This window comes from Nonomuraea insulae, assembly GCF_042656245.1.
The window spans coordinates 49,368-67,654 of sequence record NZ_JBHSPA010000055.1 but is presented as its reverse complement, the minus strand read 5'-3'; the positions used below and the strand labels follow the sequence as shown (position 1 = coordinate 67,654).

Annotated in this window: 15 protein-coding genes; 4 read left to right on the top strand and 11 right to left on the bottom strand. The window is 71.0% G+C overall.

Annotated features, from left to right (window positions below; genetic code table 11):
• Window positions 1-5 precede the first annotated feature (5 nt).
• Complete coding sequence (locus ACFPZ3_RS41875; protein WP_379519931.1) at window positions 6-2,012, top strand: glycosyltransferase family 2 protein; 2,007 nt, start codon at window positions 6-8, stop codon at window positions 2,010-2,012.
• Here ACFPZ3_RS41875 and ACFPZ3_RS41870 read toward each other — a convergent pair.
• The 5 genes from ACFPZ3_RS41870 to ACFPZ3_RS41850 are packed head-to-tail and all read right to left on the bottom strand — an operon-like array spanning window position 2,002 to window position 8,081.
• Complete coding sequence (locus tag ACFPZ3_RS41870) at window positions 2,002-3,147, bottom strand: alpha/beta hydrolase family protein (RefSeq protein ID WP_379519930.1); 1,146 nt, start codon at window positions 3,145-3,147, stop codon at window positions 2,002-2,004. The genes ACFPZ3_RS41875 and ACFPZ3_RS41870 overlap by 11 nt on opposite strands.
• Entirely contained in the window at window positions 3,148-4,146 is a 999-nt protein-coding gene (locus ACFPZ3_RS41865) for an alpha/beta fold hydrolase (protein ID WP_379519929.1), read from the bottom strand. It abuts the gene before it with no gap.
• A complete protein-coding gene (locus ACFPZ3_RS41860; protein WP_379519928.1) occupies window positions 4,143-5,417 on the bottom strand; it encodes an MFS transporter in 1,275 nt (424 codons plus the stop codon). Before ACFPZ3_RS41860 ends, ACFPZ3_RS41865 begins: the two co-directional genes overlap by 4 nt.
• Before the next feature lie 31 nt (window positions 5,418-5,448).
• A complete protein-coding gene (locus tag ACFPZ3_RS41855) occupies window positions 5,449-7,332 on the bottom strand; it encodes a helix-turn-helix domain-containing protein (RefSeq protein WP_379519927.1) in 1,884 nt (627 codons plus the stop codon).
• The gene (locus ACFPZ3_RS41850; protein ID WP_379519926.1) at window positions 7,329-8,081 is read right to left on the bottom strand and encodes a 3-hydroxybutyrate dehydrogenase; all 753 of its coding nucleotides are present in this window, start codon (window positions 8,079-8,081) and stop codon (window positions 7,329-7,331) included. The genes ACFPZ3_RS41855 and ACFPZ3_RS41850 overlap by 4 nt, the downstream gene beginning before the upstream one ends.
• A 241-nt stretch (window positions 8,082-8,322) precedes the next feature.
• Between ACFPZ3_RS41850 and trpD the strand changes: the two genes are divergently transcribed.
• A complete protein-coding gene (trpD, locus tag ACFPZ3_RS41845; RefSeq protein ID WP_379519925.1) occupies window positions 8,323-9,387 on the top strand; it encodes an anthranilate phosphoribosyltransferase in 1,065 nt (354 codons plus the stop codon).
• On the opposite strand, the gene ACFPZ3_RS41840 is transcribed toward trpD, so the two are convergent.
• The 4 genes from ACFPZ3_RS41840 to ACFPZ3_RS41825 all read right to left on the bottom strand — a co-directional run bounded on the left by ACFPZ3_RS41840 (window position 9,384) and on the right by ACFPZ3_RS41825 (window position 14,272).
• The gene (locus tag ACFPZ3_RS41840; RefSeq protein WP_379519924.1) at window positions 9,384-10,769 is read right to left on the bottom strand and encodes a class II fumarate hydratase; all 1,386 of its coding nucleotides are present in this window, start codon (window positions 10,767-10,769) and stop codon (window positions 9,384-9,386) included. The two genes, trpD and ACFPZ3_RS41840, sit on opposite strands and share 4 nt — an antisense overlap.
• A 119-nt stretch (window positions 10,770-10,888) precedes the next feature.
• The gene (locus tag ACFPZ3_RS41835; RefSeq protein ID WP_379519923.1) at window positions 10,889-12,829 is read right to left on the bottom strand and encodes a serine/threonine-protein kinase; all 1,941 of its coding nucleotides are present in this window, start codon (window positions 12,827-12,829) and stop codon (window positions 10,889-10,891) included.
• 35 nt (window positions 12,830-12,864) lie between these two features.
• On the bottom strand, window positions 12,865-13,974 hold the full coding sequence (locus tag ACFPZ3_RS41830; RefSeq protein ID WP_379519922.1) for a serine/threonine-protein kinase: 1,110 nt from the start codon (window positions 13,972-13,974) through the stop codon (window positions 12,865-12,867).
• 70 nt (window positions 13,975-14,044) lie between these two features.
• The gene (locus ACFPZ3_RS41825; RefSeq protein WP_379519921.1) at window positions 14,045-14,272 is read right to left on the bottom strand and encodes a Fe-Mn family superoxide dismutase; all 228 of its coding nucleotides are present in this window, start codon (window positions 14,270-14,272) and stop codon (window positions 14,045-14,047) included.
• Between the two features lie 582 nt (window positions 14,273-14,854).
• Between ACFPZ3_RS41825 and ACFPZ3_RS41820 the strand changes: the two genes are divergently transcribed.
• Both ACFPZ3_RS41820 and ACFPZ3_RS41815 read left to right on the top strand, forming a co-directional pair.
• Complete coding sequence (locus ACFPZ3_RS41820) at window positions 14,855-15,043, top strand: DUF5999 family protein (RefSeq protein WP_379519920.1); 189 nt, start codon at window positions 14,855-14,857, stop codon at window positions 15,041-15,043.
• Window positions 15,040-15,546: a GNAT family N-acetyltransferase gene (locus tag ACFPZ3_RS41815; RefSeq protein ID WP_379519919.1), complete on the top strand. Its 507-nt coding sequence runs from the start codon at window positions 15,040-15,042 to the stop codon at window positions 15,544-15,546. The genes ACFPZ3_RS41820 and ACFPZ3_RS41815 overlap by 4 nt, the downstream gene beginning before the upstream one ends.
• Before the next feature lie 158 nt (window positions 15,547-15,704).
• Here the strand turns inward: ACFPZ3_RS41815 and ACFPZ3_RS41810 are convergent, their stop codons facing one another.
• On the bottom strand, window positions 15,705-17,357 hold the full coding sequence (locus tag ACFPZ3_RS41810) for a fumarate hydratase (protein ID WP_379519918.1): 1,653 nt from the start codon (window positions 17,355-17,357) through the stop codon (window positions 15,705-15,707).
• Between the two features lie 52 nt (window positions 17,358-17,409).
• Complete coding sequence (locus tag ACFPZ3_RS41805; RefSeq protein ID WP_379519917.1) at window positions 17,410-18,285, bottom strand: DMT family transporter; 876 nt, start codon at window positions 18,283-18,285, stop codon at window positions 17,410-17,412.
• Between the last annotated feature and the right edge of the window lie 2 nt (window positions 18,286-18,287).

Below are 18,287 nucleotides of genomic sequence, written 5' to 3'. Positions count from 1 at the left end.
GCCGCATGGGTGTGAAGGTCAGCGTGATCGTCAATGTCCACAATCCGGGTGACACCGCCGACGCGTGCATGCGCTCCGCACTGGAGCAGACGATGCCCGCGGACGAATACGAAGTGATCTTCGCGGACGACGGGTCCACGGACGGGATCGCCGAGCGCCTGGACACCATCGCCGCGCTGCGCGGCAACGTGCGCACGTTGCACCTGCCGCACACGGGCTCGCCCATGCGCGGCCGCAACGTCGGCCTGGCCGCGGCCCGCGGTGACTACGTCTACTTCCTCGACCAGGGCGACCGCCTGGAGCGGGACGCTCTTGAGCGCATGCACGAGCGCGCCGTGGAGACCGACGCCGACGTCCTGATCGGCCGCCTGATCCGCGACTACGGCCCGCCGATGACCGCCTTCGAGCGCAGCACGGCCCGCGCCGACATCCTGCGCGACCGGCTGCTCACCCTGCTCGGACCGCAGCAGCTCTACCGCCGCGCCTTCCTGGAGGAGCACGAGCTGGGCCTCTCGGTGCCCGGCGGGCGGATGGGGGAGCAGGCGTTCGTGATGCGGGCGTACCTGCAGGCCAAGGTCATCGCCGTGCTGGCCGAGCACGTCTGCTGCCACCTCGGGGAGCGCCCGGGCGCCGAGGAGGAGCCGCGGGCGATCGTACGGGAGCTGCAGGACCTGCTCGACGACATCGACACGTACGTGGGCGAGGGCCGCCAGCGCGACCGCATGTACGCCCACTGGCTCCGTCACGCTGTCCTGCGCCCCCTGCTGACCGCCAGGTTCGCCGAATCCTCCGTGGACCGGGGCATGCACTTCCGCGTCGTGCAGGAGTTCATGATCCAGCGGTTCCCCGAGCGGCTCGACCGCTACCTGCCGGTCCAGCTCCGCATGGTGGCCGCGTACGTGCGCCTGGGCCGCCTGGACCAGATCGTGCTCCTGTCGAACTCCTCCAGGCGCGCCGGCCTGCGCGCCGACCTCACCGAGGTGCGCTGGGACGCCCACATCCTGGTGCTCGGGCTGACCGCGGAGATCATGGCCGGCGACGGCTCGCCCGACCGCTACCGCGTGGACGGCGAACGCCTGCACTGGATCCCGCCGCGCTCCCTGGACACCAAGAAACTGCCGCAGGACGTCACCGACATCACCGAGTCCGTCGAACGGGCCCGCATCGAGCTGTACCTGCGCCACACCGAGACCGGCGTCGTGCACTTCCTGCCCCTGACCCAGCACGTGGAGCGCGTCCAGGCCGGCCGCCGCCGCACCCGGGTGCGCATCAAGGGCGAGACCAGGCTGGACATCACCAACGCCGCGCTCGGCGCGCCGCTGCGCCCCGGCCAGTGGGAGGTGCACGTGCGCATGTTCAGCGGGGCCAACCAGGCCAGGACCCGCGTCAGCCGCCCCGAGGGGCCGCTCAACTGCCTGGGCGTGCTGGCCCAGCGGCCCAGGATGCGGCTGGTGGTGCCGTGCTGGAGCGACCACGGCGAGCTGGGCCTGGTCGTCGAGCCGCGCTCGTTCTCCGAGTCGATCGCGCTGGTGTCCCCGGGCGTGACGGTCAAGCAGGTCGACCAGCACGTCTACGTCGTGCTGCCGGTCCCGTACGTGCCGCCGAGCGGCGGGCCGCCGCTGGAGCTGGTGCTGCGCAGCACCAGGCGGCGCTCCCGCGAGGTGAGCGCGCCCGCGCTGGTCGAGGCCGGGGTGCCGGGCAGGATCGCCGGTCAGCTGGTGGCCAAGGTGCCGTTCAAGCGGCTGATGCCGGGAGTCGAGCACCTGGGCCGCGGCGGCTGGTTGTCCTCGCTGCGCTCCTCCGACGAGGAGATCGGGCTGCGGTTCGGGCTGGAGATGCGCAGGGGCAGGGTCGAGATACGCCCGGCCGCCGCCGTCGATCCCACGCGCCGCCTGGAAAGGGACCCCATGGGCCGGGACACCGCGCTGCACCGGCTCGGCAGGAGACTGCCCGGCGCGCGGCACATCGTGCGCCTGGCGCGCGCGGGCAGGCATCGCTACCTCAGGGACTGATCCAGCCCTCCAGCTCCTCGAAGGCACTCCTGAAGGCCGGGAGCATCGGCTTGAGCCGGTCGGGGTAGAGGTCCACCAGACTGTCCAGGTGGTTGCCGCCCTCGACGCGGTGATAGCGGAAGGGCCGGTGCGGGCCGACCATCTCGGCGTAGACGTCGGAGTCACGCGAGATGGGCAGCAGCGTGTCGAGCGTGCCGTGGACGGTGATCAGCGGTTTGGTGATCCGGCCGGTCAGCGCGATCTTCGCCATGGCCGCGTAGGGCCTGCGCCGGTCGTAGTCGTAGTCGGCCGGCGCGCCCTGGTACGACGGGTCCAGCTCCTTCTGGTACAGCTCCTGGGTCAGCTCCCAGTAGTACTGCCGGTGGAACGGCCACAGGAACTCCGAGCCCGCCGCGAACCCGGCCGCCCGCACCCCGGCCTCGTCCGGGTAGGCCTTCAGCGCGGGAGGCAGGAAGTTGAGCAGGTTGTCGCCCTTGACCCGCCAGAGCGTGCCCTCCCAGTCCACGCCGCCGTCGTACAGCCAGCCGCGGTTCTCCAGCTGCCACCTGACCAGGTAGCCGCCGTTGGAGATCCCGGCGGCGAGCGTGCGCTTCGGCTGCCTGCCGTAGCGCTGCCTGACCACGGCCTTGGCGGCCGTCGTGAGCTGGGTGACGCGCTCGTTCCACTCGGCGATGGCGTCGCCGGGGCGGCGGCCGTCCAGATGGAAGTCCACGCCGACGTTGCCCTTGTCGGTGGTGGCGAACGCGTACCCCTTGGCCAGGACCCAGTCGGAGATCGTGTAGTCGTTGGCGTACTGCTCCCTGTTGCCCGGGGTGCCGCCGACGACCAGGCCGCCGTTCCAGCGCTCGGGGAGCCTGATCACGAACTGGGAGTCGTGGTTCCAGCCGTGCGTGGCGTTGCCGGTGGAGGTGTCGGGGAAGTAGCCGTCGATCTGGATCCCGGGCACGCCGGTGGGGTTGACCGTGGCCGCCGAGTGCAGCCCGGCCCAGTCCGCCGGGTCGGTGTGGCCGCTCTTCGCGGTGCCCGCCGTGGTCAGGTCGTCCAGCACGGCGATCTCGGCGTGCTCGGCGCCCGGCACCGTGAGGCGCGGCACGGGGGTCAGTAAGCTCGCCACGAGCGTGAGCGCGACCAGCATCTACGCCTCCCTCAGGTGTTCGGACAGCAGGCGGGCGAACTCGGCGGGGTGTTCCAGGTGCGGGCTGTGGCCGCAGTCGTCCAGGACGGCCTCGCGGTGGCGGCCGTAGCGCTCCAGCACCGCCCTGGTCTGCGCCACCATGGGCTGGGCCGGAGTGCCGGGGGAGCCGGGCACGACGCCGAGCGCGCCGAGGTGGGCCAGGTCGAACAGCGAGGTGTCCGAGACGATCACGTCGTCGGCGCCCCTGATCCAGAGGATGGGCGGCTTGGGGTCGATCTCGTGGAGGTCGTCGAGGCGGAAGTGGGTGGGGGCGATGGCGTTGAGCACCCCCGTCTTTCCCGGGGCCACGCCGGGCCAGGCGTCGGAGGTGGCGGCGTCGCCCGGGTAGTGGGCCTCGCCGACGCGGGTGGTGAGCATGGAGCGTACGTAGAAGTCCTCGTCGGGGACCGGGTGCTTGACGTACGTGGCGCGGAAGACGTTGCGCGGGGAGGCGGGGGAGTCGTCCGACATGTCGCCTGCCATGAGGCGGGCCACGAAGTCGGGGTTGGCCGCCCCGGCGCCCGCGCCCGTGCCGTCGGGGTGCGTGAGCCGCCCGTGCGGGCCCTCGGTGCCGCCCCAGCCGTACGGGGAGACGGGGTTGACCAGTGTGAGGCTCCTGACGAGGGCCGGGCGGTCGCGCAGGACCTGCAGGACGATGCCGCCGCCCAGGCTCCAGCCGACCAGGTGCGCCCCGTCCAGGTTCAGCGCGGCGAGGAGTTCGATCAGGTCGTCGGAGTAGTCGCGCACGCCCCTGGTGGCGTCCACGGGGGCGGGGTCGGTGTGGCCGAACCCGCGCAGGTCCGCCGCGAGCGGGCGGTAGCCCTCGGGCAGCGCCGCCATGGTGTCGCGCCAGAAGGCGCCGGAGGAGACGTTCCCGTGGACGAACAGCACGGGTTCGCCGGTGGTCCTGCCCTCGACGGTCAGGACGTGCTGGGTGAGCCTCGGCGTGGTGACCTTCATCGCGCGTGGATCCTTTCGGCCAGGTCGCGGCCCCGGGTCTCGCGTGCGGCGTAGACCGCGGCCATGGTGAGGATCGCCGCCACACCAAGGTAGGCCGAGATGGGCACGCTGCTGCCGAACTCCCGCAGCAGGGCCACCGCGATGATCGGGGCCAGCGCCCCGGCCACGATCGCCGAGAGCTGCGCGCCGATGGAGACGCCGGTGTAGCGGGTCCTGGTGCCGAACAACTCGGAGAAGAAGGCCGCCTGGGGGCCGTACATCATGCCGTGGAAGAGCAGGCCGACGGTGACCGCCAGGGTGATCGCCAGGAAGTTGCCCGTGTCCAGGAGCGGGAAGAACGCGAAGATCCACACTCCGATGCCGGCGGCGCCCGCCAGGTAGACCGGGCGGCGGCCGACGCGGTCCGACAGCGCGCCCCACATCGGGATCGTGACGAAGTGGATGGCCGAGGAGATCAGCACCGCGTTCAGCACGGTGGAGTTGGAGATGTTGCTCTGCTTGGCGTAGGTGATGACGAAGACGGTCAGCAGGTAGAACGAGATGTTCTCGGCCAGCCGCGCGCCGATCGCGATGACCACGTCCTTCGAGTGGTGCCGCAGCACCCCGACGATCGGGGCCCGCTCCTCCGGCGGGGCCTGCTGGAACACCGGCGACTCGGTGATCGTCAGCCGGATCCAGAGCCCGATCAGCACCAGCACCCCCGACAGCAGGAACGGCACCCGCCAGCCCCACGACAGGAACGCCTCGTCCGACTGCCAGGCGGCCAGCGCCGCCAGCACGCCGGTGGCCAGCAGGTTCCCGCCGGGCGCGCCGGCCTGCGGCCAGGAGGCCCAGAAGCCGCGCCTGGCCGAGTCGCCGTGCTCGGAGACGATCAGCACCGCGCCGCCCCACTCGCCGCCGAGCGCGAAGCCCTGCACGAGCCTGAGCGCCGTCAGCAGCAGCGCCGCGGACGGGCCCAGCGTCTCGTACGTCGGCAGGCAGCCGATCAGGAACGTCGCCGCCCCCATCGTCAGCAGACTGACGACCAGCAGCGACTTGCGGCCGATCCGGTCGCCGAAGTGGCCGAAGACCAGGCCGCCGAGCGGGCGGGCGACGAACCCGACGGCGTAGGTGAGGAACGCCAGCAGCGTGCCGGTCAGGGGGTCGGACTCGGGGAAGAAGAGCTTGTTGAACACGAGGGCGGCTGCCGAGCCGTACAGGAAGAAGTCGTACCACTCGACGGTGGTGCCGATCAGGCTCGCTGCGACGATCTTCTTGATGGAAGTGGCCATGCCGGTCACCGTAGGATGTGACCGGCATCACTCATATGGTGCCGGGACCTACAGTCTTCGCATCCGATGTGTGGCCGAGCCGGTGCAGGCGGAGCGCGAGCTGGATCTCCAGCGCCCGCTCCGGCTCCTGCCAGCCCTCGCCCAGCAGCCTGCCGATGCGGTCGAGGCGTTGCGTGACGGTGTTGACGTGGATGTGCAGGGTCTCGGCCGTGCGGGAGGGGGAGCCGCCGGTGCCGAAGTAGGCCGTCAGCGTGCCGGCCAGAGCGGTGCCCCTGCGGGCGTCGTAGTCGATCACCGCGCCCAGCACCCTGCCGACGAAGCCGCCCACGTCACGGCCGTCGCCGACGAGCAGCCCCACGAACCCCAGCTCGGCCGCGCTCGCGCCGTCCCCGGCCCGCCCGAGCGCGATCAGCGCCTCGGCGCACCGCCGCGCCTCCTGATACGCGTCGGCCACGTCCGGTGGTTCTCGCATGTCCTGGACCCCCACGCAGGAGGCGCCCGCCGTCGCCGGGCTGTGCAGCGACGACGTCAGCTCGGCCGCCGCGCGCCGCGCCACGCCCCCGGCGTCGGTCCCCGGCAGCAGCAGCACCACCTCGTCACCCCGCCCGGCCGCCAGCCCGTGCCGCACGGTGGCCTGCGACGACGCCCAGAACGCCGCCCGCTCCCGCTGCCCCGAGTACTTGACCACGACCACGACGTGCGGCGCGCCCAGGTCCATCCCCAGCCTGCGCGCCCGGTCCGCCAGGCCGGGGGAGCCCGGCCTGACGATCAGGTCGTCCAGCAGCTCACCCCTGACCCGCCCCTCGGCCTCGGCCACACTCCTGCGGAACAGCAGCAACAACGCGCACACCAGCGCCGCCCGCTCCAGGATGCGCTCGTCGGCGTCGTCGCTGCGCAGGATCAGCGTGCACAACGGCTCCCCGCCGACGTCCACGGACGCGATCAGCAGATCGCCCTTGCGCACGGTACGCCCCAGCGCCCTGGACGCCTGCGCCGCCTCGAACACCCCCGCGTCCAGCTCGCCCACGTCGCCGCTGATCGCCCGCCCCAGGTCGTCGAGCACCGCCAGCGACCCGCCGAGCACGTCGGTCACCACGGCCGCCACGTCCTCGATCCCGCCGCCGCGCAACACCAGCGAGGTCATCCTGTCGTGCGCCAGGGCGGCCCGCTCGACGGCCTCGCCGTGCTCCCTGGCGGTCCTGTGGGCGTGGGAGAGCTCCTCCAGCGCGTTCCTGGTCTCCTGCAGCAGCCTGGCGTTGTCGATCGCGACGGCGGCGTGCGCGGCCAGGCTGGCCAGCAGCGACACCTCCTCCTGATGGAACGGCCGCGCGCTGCGGTTGGCCGCCATCAGCACGCCGATCACCCGCTGCCCCAGCCGCAGCGGCACGCCCAGGATGGCGACCAGGCCCTCCTCCTTGACGGCGACGTCGATGTGCTCCCTGTGCCGGAACCTGGCGTCGGCGAAGTAGTCGGCCGTCGAGTACGGCGTCGCCGTCTGCGCCACCAGCCCGCCCAGCCCGTGCCCCATCGCCAGCCGCAACGCCCGGAACTTGGCCGAGATCGACCCGTCCGTGACCCGCATGTAGGTGTCGCCCCGCTCGGGGTCGTGCAGGGTCATGTACGCGACGTCGGTGGCCAGGAGCTGCCTGGCCCGGTGCACGATGGCCTCCAGCACGGCGTCGAGGTCGCGCAGCGCGGCCAGGTCGCCGGCCGTGTCGTAGAGAGCCGACAGCTCCGCCTCGCGCCTGGCCCGCCGCTTGAGCAGGTCGCGCACCTTGAGCGCCTCGACCTTGGCCTGCTCCAGCTCCTCGATCGCCGCCGGATCCGCGCCGGCCGCCCTGGCCTGGATGATCGGCCCCTCGAACTCGACCGCCGACGCCTCCCTGGCCAGCAACTCCAAGAATTGTGTGCTCACCGAGCAGTCCAGCCACCATCCATGGGAAGCGACACCCCGGTGATGAACGTCCCGCTCGGCCCGCACAGGTAGGCGACCAGGTCGGCCACCTCCTCGGGCTCGATCAGCCGCTTGATCGCGGCGGGCTCCAGCATGATGTTCTCCACGACCTCGTCCGGCGCGATGCCGTGCACCCGGGCCTGGTCGGCGATCTGCGCCTCGACCAGGCCGGTCCGCACGTAAGCGGGGCAGACGCAGGTCGAGGTGACCCCGTGGGGCGCGCCCTCCAGCGCCACGACCTTGGAGAACCCCTCCAGCCCGTGTTTGGCCGCCGTGTAGGCCGACTTGTACGGCGAGGCCCGCAACCCGTGCACCGACGAGATGTTCACGAACCGGCCCCAGCCCCTGGCGTACATGCCGGGCAGCACCTTCCGCGCGATCAGGAACGGCGCCTCCACCATCACCCGCAACATCGCGCCGAACACCTCGGGCGGGAACTCCTCGATCGGCGCGACGTGCTGGAACCCGGCGTTGTTCACCACGATGTCCACGGGCTCGTCCGGCAGCGCGTCCGCGAAGCCCGGGTCGCTTAGGTCGGCCACCACGGCCGTGCCCCCGACCTCGGAGGCCACCTTCCCGGCCGGCTCGGCCCGCATGTCCACGACCAGCACCCTGGCCCCCGCCGCGGCCAGTCGCCGGGCGCAGGCAGCCCCGATGTCGCCCCCGGCCCCCGTCACCAGCGCCGTCCGCCCCGTCAGCTCCTTCGCCATACTCCGCACCCTAGGCGGTGGCCGCGCGACGCCGCATGGGTGCTGCCGACATAGATGCGTGCCGCCATATGTGGATCACGGGCGTCTGCTATGTTGAGGACATGATCGCGTATTCGTCCCAGTGGTGGCCCGCCTCCTAGGCGGACCTCCCAGCGCATACGCACCGGCCGCCTCGACGAGGCGGCCATCACCATTCCGGTGGGTGTCCCCCCGTCGAGCACTGACGAGAAGGACACAACTGATGACCACCTGGCCGCTGCTCCTCACCGCGCTGCTCGACGGCGTGTCACTCACCTCCCGCCAGACTGGCTGGGCCATGGAGCAGATCATGTCGGGGCAGGCGACCGACGCCCAGATCGCCGCGTTCGCGGTCGCGCTGCGGGCCAAGGGTGAGAGCGTGGCGGAGGTGTCCGGGCTGGCCGACGGCATGCTCGCCAGATCGGCGGCGATCAGGGTCCCCGGCGACCCCGTGGACCTGGTCGGCACCGGCGGCGACCGCGCCAACACCGTGAACATCTCCACCATGGCCGCCGTCGTGGCCGCCGCCGCGGGCGCCAAGGTGGTCAAACACGGCGGCCGGGCCGCCTCCTCCATGGCCGGCGCGGCGGACGTGCTCGAAGAGCTCGGCGTGGTCGTCGACCTGCCGCCCGCCGCCGTGGTCAGGGTGGCCGACGAGGTCGGGATCACGTTCTGCTTCGCGCCCGCCTTCAACCCCGCACTGAGACGCACCTCCGGGCCACGCCGCGAACTGGGCGTGCCCACCGTCTTCAACTTCCTGGGCCCGCTCACCAACCCCGCCCTGCCGCCCGCCCAGGCGGTCGGCGTCTTCCACCTGGGGATGGCCCCGGTCATCGCGGGCGTGCTGGCCGAGCGCGGCTGCTCCGCGCTGGTCTTCAGGGGCGACGACGGGCTCGACGAGCTGACGACCTGCGGCCCTTCGACGATCTGGGTGGTACGCAGGGGCACCGTGACCCGAACCGCCTTCGAGCCCCTCGACCTGGAGATCCCCCGCGCCCACCCCGACGACCTGCGTGGCGGGGACGCGCGGCGCAACGCGGACGTGGCCCGCGCGGTGTTCGCCGGCGAGCCTGGCCCGGTGCGTGACGTCGTCCTGCTCAACGCGGCCTCCGCCCTGGTGGCCGCCGACGGCACGCCGCCGGCGGCCGAGCTCACTCCCGCCCTGGCCGCCGCCCGCAAACGCGCCGCCGACGCCGTCGACTCGGGCGCCGCCCAGTCCCTGGTCACCCGATGGGCGCACGCCACGCGCGCCGCCGCGGCGAAGGTCCAGCCGGTCCGTACGGTTTAGGGTCTGGTCATCGACAGGACGTTGAGCGCCGCGTCGAGTTGTTCCTCGGTCAGCGTGCCGTCGGCCACGTGGCCGCGCTCGATGACGACTTCCCTGATCGTCTTGCGCTCCGCCAGGGCCTGCTTGGCGATCTTCGCGGCCTCCTCGTAGCCCACGTACCGGTTCAGCGGGGTCACGATCGACGGGGACGACTCGGCGTACTCGCGCAGGCGCTCCACGTTCGCCGTGATCCCGGAGACGCAGCGGTCGGCGAGCAGCCGCGAGACGTTCGCCAGCAGCCTGATCGACTCCAGGATGTTGCGCGCGATCACGGGGAGCTGCACGTTCAGCTCGAAGGTGCCGGACGCGCCGGCGAACGTGATCGTCGCGTCGTTGCCGATGACCTGGGCCGCGACCATGGCCGTGGCCTCGGGGATCACGGGGTTGACCTTGCCGGGCATGATGGACGAGCCGGGTTGCAGATCGGGCAGGTTGAGCTCGCCGAGCCCGGCCCTCGGCCCCGAGCCCATCCAGCGCAGATCGTTCGCAATCTTGGTCAGCGACACCGCGACCACCTTGAGCTGCCCCGAGAGCTCCACGATGGAGTCCTGCGCCCCCTGGGCCTCGAAATGGTCCACGGCCTCCGCGAACGGGATGCCGGTCGCCTCGCGCAGCTTGCCGATGGCCTCATGGGCGAAGCCCTGCGGCGTGTTGATGCCCGTGCCCACGGCGGTGCCGCCCAGGGGCAGCTCCAGGACGTGCTTGAGCGCCCCCATGACGCGGACGACGCCGTGGTCGATCTGCGTGGCGTACCCGCCGAACTCCTGGCCCAGCGTCACCGGCGTCGCGTCCATCAGGTGCGTGCGCCCCGACTTCACCACCCCGTCGAACTCGATCGCCTTCTCCCGCAGCGCCTCCGCCAGGTGCTTGAGTGAGGGCAGCAGGTGGTAGGTCACCTCGGTGGCCGCCGCCACGTGGATGGAGGTCGGGAAGACGTCGTTGGAGGACTGGGAGGCGTTGACGTGGTCGTTGGGATGCACCGGCCGGCCCAGCCGCTCCTCGGCCAGCGTCGCGATCACCTCGTTGGCGTTCATGTTGGACGAGGTGCCGGAGCCAGTCTGGAAGACGTCGATCGGGAAGTCGGCGTCGTGCTCGTTCTCCGCCACGTCGGCGGCGGCCTGCGCGATCGCCTCCGCCATGTCCTTGTCGATCACGCCCAGCTCGCCGTTCACCTCCGCGGCCACCGCCTTGATCAGGCCGAGCGCGGCGATGTGGGACGGCTCCAGAGGCCGTCCGGAAACCGGGAAGTTCTCCACTGCCCGCTGGGTCTGCGCGCGCCACTTGGCGCCCGCGGGCACGCGTACCTCACCCATCGAGTCATGTTCGATTCGGAACTCGCTCATGACTTCAGTCTGGCTCACGGCCGCGCGATCCCCCGGAAGGCACCCGGGCCGGTCAGTTCGAGAGGCCGGTCAGCTTGAGAGGCCGGTCAGCTTGAGGGTTGGTCAGCTTGAGGTCTTGGTCAGCTTGAGAGGAGGGCCACGATGAGGACGGCGATCACCACGGCGGCCGCGGCGGCCACCGCCATGAGCACCAGCATGCCGTTGCGGTTGCCCGCGGGCTTCTGCTCCTCCTGGCTGGCAATGGAGAACAGGTCCGTGCCAAGACCCTGGCTCTCATAGGGCACCTGCTGCTGGCCCGCCTGCTGCTGGGGGCCGGGCTGCGGCTGGTTCGCGGGTGCGGTGGGCGGATAGACCTGGTGTCCGGGCGATCCGGGCTTCTGCGTCGGGAGGCGCGTGGTGGCCATGGAGCCCTCGTCCGCGGGGCGGTAGGGCTGGCCCTGCTCGGGCGCCGCGGGGAGCGGGCCCTTGCGGCGCGAGATGTTGACCGTCTTGTCGGGGTCGTAGTCGCCTTCGCCCGGCATGCCGGCGTGCGGCCCGGTGGGCCGGCCCGCGTTGCCCGGTGTGCCGGCGTGCGGCCCTGAGCCGCCGCCGGGGGCCTGTGAGGCGAACTGCTGTCCCTGCTGGGGACGGCCGGGCCTGGTGTTCTGCGGCACGGTGGGCGAGCCCGGACCGCCACGCGGCTGCCCCTGCGGCCCGGACGGCTGGTTCGGCCCGGACGCGGAAGGTCCGAACGCCTGGTTCGGTCCTGACGGGGCCCCACCCTGCCCGAACGCCTGGTTCGGTCCGGTCGGCGCTCCACCCTGCCCGTACGCCTGGTTCGGTCCGGTCGGCGCTCCACCCGGTCCGAACGCGGATCCCACGCCTCCTGGACCTGCTGCCGCGCCTCCTGGTGCTCCAGCGCCTCTGGGGCCTCCTGGGGCTCCCGCCGGTCGCTGCCCGGGCTGCCTGCCGGGTCCGCCAGGGCTGTCGGGCCCGCCGGTGCCGTAGGGGTGCTGGGGTGCGCTGGGCGGCCCTGCCCCCTGCGTGCCGCGTCCTCCCGGCCCCTGTGTTCCTGGGGCGCCTCTGCTTTGTCCTGGTCCTGGGCGCTGGCCGGTCGGGGCGCCGGGACGGCCGCGACCTGCGGGTCCCTGGCCTCCAGGGCCCTCAGGGCCGGGGGTCTCGGGGTCGGTGAACGGGTCGGGCAAAGCGGCCTCCTGCGCCATAAGAGCCTCGGCCGTGAGCACCGGCATCTCGCTCGTCGGGGTGTCGGCGACCATGCGCATCAGGGTCTCCGCTTTGGCAGCGCTCAGCCGCTGCCGGTAATCCTTGCTCAGCAGCCCGTTCAGCACGGGCCGCAACCGCCCCGCCTGCGTGGGCGGGTCGGCGCTCTCGGTGAGCAGCGCCGCCAGCGTCTCCGCGATCGTGGAGCGCTCGTAGGCCGGCCGTCCTTCGACGGCGAAGTAAAGAGTGGCGCCGAGTGACCAGATGTCGGACTCGGGGCCGGTGTATTCGCCCCTGGCACGTTCCGGGGCGGTGTAGCCGGGCGAGCCGATGACCATGCCCGTCTTCGTCAGCCGCGAATCGCCCTCCGCCTTGGCGATGCCGAAATCGGTCAGCACCACGCGGCCGCTCTCGGTGATGAGCACGTTGCCCGGTTTGACGTCACGGTGGGTGATCCCCTGGGCGTGGGCCGCGCGCAGTGCCCCGAGCAGGTCCACGCCGATCTCCGCCACAAGCCGGGGCGGCAGCGGCCCCTCCTCCTCGATCACCTGCTCCAGCGAGCGGGCTTCGATGAGTTCCATGATGATCCACGGGCTGTCGTCCTGGATCAGCACGTCGTGGATGGCGGCTACGGACGGGTGGTTGATCCGCGCGGCGATGCGGCCTTCGCGGACCATGCGTTCGCGCAGCTCGGACCGCTGTTCATCGGTGAGTCCAGGGTCCTGGCGGATTTCCTTGACCGCCACCTCGCGCCCGAGCGCGCGATCGCGGGCGCGCCACACGGTGCCCATCGTGCCGCGACCGAGCGGGGCGACGAGCTCGTAGCGCTCCGCGAGCAGGCGTGTCTGCTGTTCCGGCATGAGAAGAAGATATCGATTCTCGCTTGGGAAGTGCTTTACCCTCGCTTGCGAAGTTCTCTTGGCCAGAACCGTCGAGGAAGGCACAACTTTATCACCGTAGCTTTGAAACGGGCATAAGCGGACGGAGCCGGTCGCTGTTCAACGCGCTTCCTGTGCACCCCCTCGCCGGGTTTACGTTCGACCCTGGGCGCGGGAACGCTCACGGGCGCCGCCGGCGGATCGGCCCTGTGCAGCCCCCGATGCGAGGGCCTGCGTGGGAAAGGGGGCTGTGGAATCGCCGGCGGGACACGGATCGGCTTGCGCGGGGCCAGGGGCTCCTCGGCCGAGCCTCCCGCGGCCACCCTGGCCAGCATGAGCGAAGCGCGTACGGAATCGAGCCTGGTCGCGGGGTCGATCCTGAGCAGCGCGTCGAGAACGGGCGCCAGCGGTCCCGCCTTGGACATGGGGATCGGCTCGCCACTGGTGAGTGCCGCGAGCGCGGCGGCCGCGGTGCGCCGGCCGTGCAGGCCCCTGCCCTCGACGGTGGTGTAGAGGGTCGCGCCGAGCGACCACAGATCGCCCGCGGGGCTGGCCTTCGAGCCGAGCACCCGCTCTGGAGCGATGTATCCCGCCGACCCCAGGACGATGCCCGCCTGGGTGATGGAAACGTCACCTTCGAGCGCGGCCAGTCCGAAGTCGGTGAGCACCGCGCGATCCTCGGTCACCAGCACATTGCTCGGCTTGACGTCGCGGTGCAGGATGCCCTTGGCGTGCACGGCGCGCAGCGCGCCCAGGATCTGACGGCCGATCTCGGCGGCCCTGCGGGGGTGGAGCGGTCCCTCGTCCTGGATGAGTTGCTCCAGGGACCTCGCACGGAGCAGCTCCATCACGATCCACGGGCGGTCGTCCTCGGTGACCACGTCGAACACGGTGATGACCGAGGGGTGCGTGACCATCGCGGTCGCCCGGCCCTCGCGCTCGGTGCGCGCGCACAGCTCGGCCCGCAGGTCCTCGTCCAGCACGGTGGGCAGCCGCACTTCCTTGACCGCCACGTCCCGGTCGAGCAGTTCGTCATGTGCCCGCCAAACGGTGCCCATGCCGCCACGACCAACCGGCTCCATAAGCCGGTAGCGCGCGGCGAGTAGGTAACCGGAGGGCGCACGCATGCCAGGCAGCTTACCTATTTGTGTAAACCGACCAGTAGAGGCGGGGCCGATAATTTGTTGCGAACTTAAGTCAACCCGCCTGACTCGTCACGTCAGCAAACCTCCAGGCCACATCCTCCCAGTTGATGAGGGCCCACAGTTTCTCGACGTAGTCCGGGCGGACGTTGCGATACCGAAGATAGTACGCAAGCTCCCAAGCGTAGAGCGCGCCCCGGAGGCGGAGCCCGCGGCTCAGCGGTTCCCGGGCCGGCCGGAGCCCCTCGCGGATCTGGAAGGTACCGAAGCGTCTCGTCGGCACGCGGCCCGGCGCTTGTCCTGCGTGTGATTCGCAACTGCTTTGGACTGGCGAGCCTAGGTCTTCCCTTGACGGTCTCACGACGGTCAGATTGGGCCCCGCCGCGCGGGCAGCTCGACCCCCGCCCGCGCGCACATTTTCCGCCCGGCTCTCCGGAAGAGTTTCCGCAGCTCAGCGGGCAGGTGTGTCGATCAGCACAACGACTTGACGAAATTTTGTGCATGATGCCTGGTAGGGGACTTTCAGGCGTACGGCAGGCTGACTGACAGGAACCACGGGGTGAAGGTCAGCCACTTGTAAGGGTGCCGTAAGGGGGTGGGGGCATGGTTAAGCCAAACAAGAAGGCGAGCTCCCACAGGACACCCGGTAGCTGCAACAAACTGTCGGTCCCGATCGTCAGACTGAAGGCATACGCCGAGGTCCACTGAAGACAGACCGTTGAGGACGTGATGAAGATGCGCCAGACCCAGATTCGTCGCCGGCCCAGGAAGTCGACCAGAGCCAGCCTGGACCTTCGCACTCCGTCAGGGCGCCAGCTGCCCTTTTGAGTATCCGCAAGCAGTAGCGCAATCTGAGAGGTGCGCGATGTGCAGTCACTACCCCGTTTGCCCGAATGCCGACTCCCTCGACCGCGAGAGGTCACACGTGATCTCGTCCCATCCCGACCAGGGGTGGAGCCTCCTCTGCAACGGCGTCGTGCTGTTCGACGACACCGGCCTGCTGCTGCCCGACGGCTCCGTCGTGGCTCCGCACCGGGCTCCGGTGGCTGCGTGAGCATCTCCTGGGTCACCAGGCCGGAGGAGGAGCGAGACGTCCCGGCGATCCGCGAGATCCTGCTCGCGGCGTTCCCGACCCCGCTCGAGGCCGACCTGGTCGACGCACTTCGCAAGGACCCCGCCTGGTTGCCCGGCCTGTCCATCGTGGCCGAGCACGACGGGGTCGTGGCCGGGCACGCGCTGCTCACCCGCTGCCACGTCGGCGACTCGCCGGCCCTGGCCCTCGCGCCCTGCGCCGTGCTGCCCGCCCGCCAGCGGCAGGGCGCCGGCTCCGCCGCGATCGCCGCCGGGCTGGCCGCCGCCCGCTCCCAAGGTGAGTCCCTGGTGCTCGTGCTCGGGCATCCCTCTTACTACCCGAGGTTCGGCTTCGCCCGGGCCTCCTCCCATGGCATCCGGGCGGCCTTCGACGTGCCCGATGAGGCCATGATGGCGCTCGTGCTCGACGCCTCCCGGCCGGTGCCCTCCGGAACGATCGCCTACCCGGCCCCGTTCAGCGTCTGACCCACCAGCCCGCGTCGGCTGAGGTTCCGCGTCGGCTGAGGTTCCGCGCCGGCCCGCCCGCGCCGGCCCGCGTTCTCCGGCTGAGGTTCCCGCGTCGGTCCGCGGTTCTCATCCTCCGACCGACGCTCCCCGACGTGTCAGGCCGCCACCGGTGATGGTCAGCGGCGGCCGATGCTCAGGACGGGGCCGGTGCGGTCGGTGAAGAAGTCGTCGCCCTTGTCGTCGACCACGATGAACGCGGGGAAGTCCACGACCTCGATCTTCCACACCGCCTCCATCCCCAGCTCCGGATACTCCAGCACCTCCACCTTCTTGATGCAGTCCTGCGCCAGCCGCGCCGCCGGCCCGCCGATGGAGCCCAGGTAGAAGCCGCCGTGCTGCTGGCAGGCCTCGGTGACCTGCTTGGAGCGGTTGCCCTTGGCGAGCATGACCATCGAGCCGCCCTCCGCCTGGAACCGCCCCACGTACGAGTCCATGCGACCGGCCGTGGTGGGCCCGAAGGAGCCGGAGGCGTAGCCCTCGGGGGTTTTGGCGGGACCGGCGTAGTAGACGGCGTGGTCCTTGAGGTATTGGGGCATCTCGCCGCCGTTGTCCAGGAGTTCGGCGATCTTGGCGTGGGCGATGTCGCGGGCGACGACGAGGGGACCGCTGAGGGAGAGGCGGGTTTTGACCGGAAATTTCGTCAACTGGGCGAGGATCTCGGGCATGGGGCGGTTGAGGTCGACCTGGATGACGTCGTCCGAGAGGTGCTCGTCGGTCGTCTCCGGGAGGAAGCGGGCCGGGTCGGTCTCCAGCTTCTCCAGGAACACGCCCTCCGGGGTGATCTTGGCCAGGGCCTGGCGGTCGGCGGAGCAGGAGACGGCGATGGCCACCGGGCAGGAGGCGCCGTGGCGGGGGAGGCGGATGACGCGTACGTCGTGGCAGAAGTACTTGCCGCCGAACTGCGCCCCGATCCCGAGCTTCTGCGTCAGCTCGAAGACCTTGGCCTCCATCTCCAGGTCCCGGAACCCGTGCCCGGACGGCGACCCCTCGGTCGGGATCGAGTCGAGGTAGCGGGCGCTGGCGTATTTCGCGGTCTTGAGCGCGTATTCGGCGGAGGTGCCGCCGACGACGATGGCCAGGTGGTACGGCGGGCAGGCCGCGGTGCCCAGCGAGCGGATCTTCTCCTCCAGGAAGGCCAGCATGCGCTTCTCGTTGAGCACGGCCTTGGTCTCCTGGTACAGGAACGACTTGTTGGCCGAGCCGCCGCCCTTGGCCATGAACAGCAGTTTGTACTCGTCGGGGTGCCCGTGGGGGTCCTCGGCGTACAGCTCGACCTGGGCGGGGAGGTTGTCGCCCGTGTTCTTCTCCTCCCACATGGTCAGCGGGGCCATCTGCGAGTAGCGCAGGTTGAGCCTGGTGTAGGCGTCGTATACGCCGCGGGAGATGTGCTCGGCGTCGAGTCCGTCGGTCAGCACGTGGCGGCCGCGCTTGCCCATGACGATGGCGGTGCCGGTGTCCTGGCACATCGGCAGCACGCCGCCGGCCGAGATGGAGGCGTTCTTCAGCAGGTCGAGGGCGACGAAGCGGTCGTTGCCGCTGGACTCGGGGTCATCGACGATCTTCCTGAGCTGGGTCAGGTGCGAGGAGCGCAGGAAGTGGGAGATGTCGTGGACGGCCGTCTCGGTCAGCAGCCGCAAGGCCTCGGGCTCGACTTCAAGGAACGTACGCCCGGCGGCTTCGACCTTCCGCACCCCCTCCGACGTGATCAGCCGGTATTCCGTCGCATCGGCTCCAAGCGGAAGCAGATCGGTGTAGTCGAACTCGCCCATGTCCATCCTTTCGGTCGTCCAAGAGATTACGCCCCTGGGATGACCGAGGACGTCACGCCTCGGACGGTCTGACGGCCGCCTCCGCGGGCGAGCGTTCGGCGCTGAGACCGACCAGGATGCCGACGACGACGAGTCCGGCGCCCAGCAGGTCGTACGCGGTGGGCATGGCGACCCCCAGCACCGCGCCCGTGACGATGGCCGCGACCGGGATCAGCCCCGCGAACAGCCCCGCCCTGCCGGGACCCAGCTTGGGCAGCGAGGAGTACCACAGGAAGAAGGCGATCACGGTGACTATGACGGCCAGGTAGGCGAACCCGAGCACCTCGGGCAGCGTCGGCGTGCGGAGCATGCCCGAGCCCGCGTCGATCAGCCCCACCACCACCAGGATGGGCACGGCCAGCGCGGTCGAGTACGCCGAGGTCCTGATCGGCCCCAGCTTGGGCAACAAGGGGATGGCCAGCAGGGAGAAGCTCACCTCGCCCACGAGCGCCCCCAGCGCCCACAGCAGGCTCTCCGTGGTGCCGCTGCCGAGCCCTGTGGCCAGCGTCGCCCCTGCCACCACCACGCCGGCGCCCAGCAGCAGCCGGGGCGCGGGACGCCCGCCGGCCAGCGCGAGCGCCAGCGGCACGGTGCCCAGCACGGTCCCGACCAGCGCGGGCCCGGAGGCGCGGGTGGACTCGACCACGCACACGTTGAAGACCACCAGGCCGAGCAGCGTCAGCCCGCCCAGACACAACACCTCGCGCCGCGTCATGCGGACGAACCGCAGTCCGAGCACTCGCGTTATGACAAGCAGGATGACCGCGGCCACGAGATACCGAACAGCCTGTCCGCCGTATATGGGGTACGCGCCAACCAGCCCCGAGACCCCGGCCAGCGTTCCGACGAGGAACATGGCCGCGGTGGCCCCCACGATTCCGTTTCTCATGT

Excerpts from the sequence above, each read along its gene's own strand:
- ACFPZ3_RS41860 (WP_379519928.1), bottom strand. The coding sequence starts at position 5,417 with ATGGCCACTTCCATCAAGAAGATCGTCGCAGCGAGCCTGATCGGCACC.
- ACFPZ3_RS41805 (WP_379519917.1), bottom strand. The coding sequence starts at position 18,285 with ATGAGAAACGGAATCGTGGGGGCCACCGCGGCCATGTTCCTCGTCGGA.
- ACFPZ3_RS41865 (WP_379519929.1), bottom strand. The coding sequence starts at position 4,146 with ATGAAGGTCACCACGCCGAGGCTCACCCAGCACGTCCTGACCGTCGAG.
- ACFPZ3_RS41820 (WP_379519920.1), top strand. The coding sequence starts at position 14,855 with ATGTGCAGTCACTACCCCGTTTGCCCGAATGCCGACTCCCTCGACCGC.
- ACFPZ3_RS41810 (WP_379519918.1), bottom strand. The coding sequence starts at position 17,357 with ATGGGCGAGTTCGACTACACCGATCTGCTTCCGCTTGGAGCCGATGCG.
- ACFPZ3_RS41830 (WP_379519922.1), bottom strand. The coding sequence starts at position 13,974 with ATGCGTGCGCCCTCCGGTTACCTACTCGCCGCGCGCTACCGGCTTATG.
- ACFPZ3_RS41850 (WP_379519926.1), bottom strand. The coding sequence starts at position 8,081 with ATGGCGAAGGAGCTGACGGGGCGGACGGCGCTGGTGACGGGGGCCGGG.
- ACFPZ3_RS41875 (WP_379519931.1), top strand. The coding sequence starts at position 6 with ATGGGTGTGAAGGTCAGCGTGATCGTCAATGTCCACAATCCGGGTGAC.
- trpD (WP_379519925.1), top strand. The coding sequence starts at position 8,323 with ATGACCACCTGGCCGCTGCTCCTCACCGCGCTGCTCGACGGCGTGTCA.
- ACFPZ3_RS41840 (WP_379519924.1), bottom strand. The coding sequence starts at position 10,769 with ATGAGCGAGTTCCGAATCGAACATGACTCGATGGGTGAGGTACGCGTG.
- ACFPZ3_RS41870 (WP_379519930.1), bottom strand. The coding sequence starts at position 3,147 with ATGCTGGTCGCGCTCACGCTCGTGGCGAGCTTACTGACCCCCGTGCCG.
- ACFPZ3_RS41835 (WP_379519923.1), bottom strand. The coding sequence starts at position 12,829 with ATGCCGGAACAGCAGACACGCCTGCTCGCGGAGCGCTACGAGCTCGTC.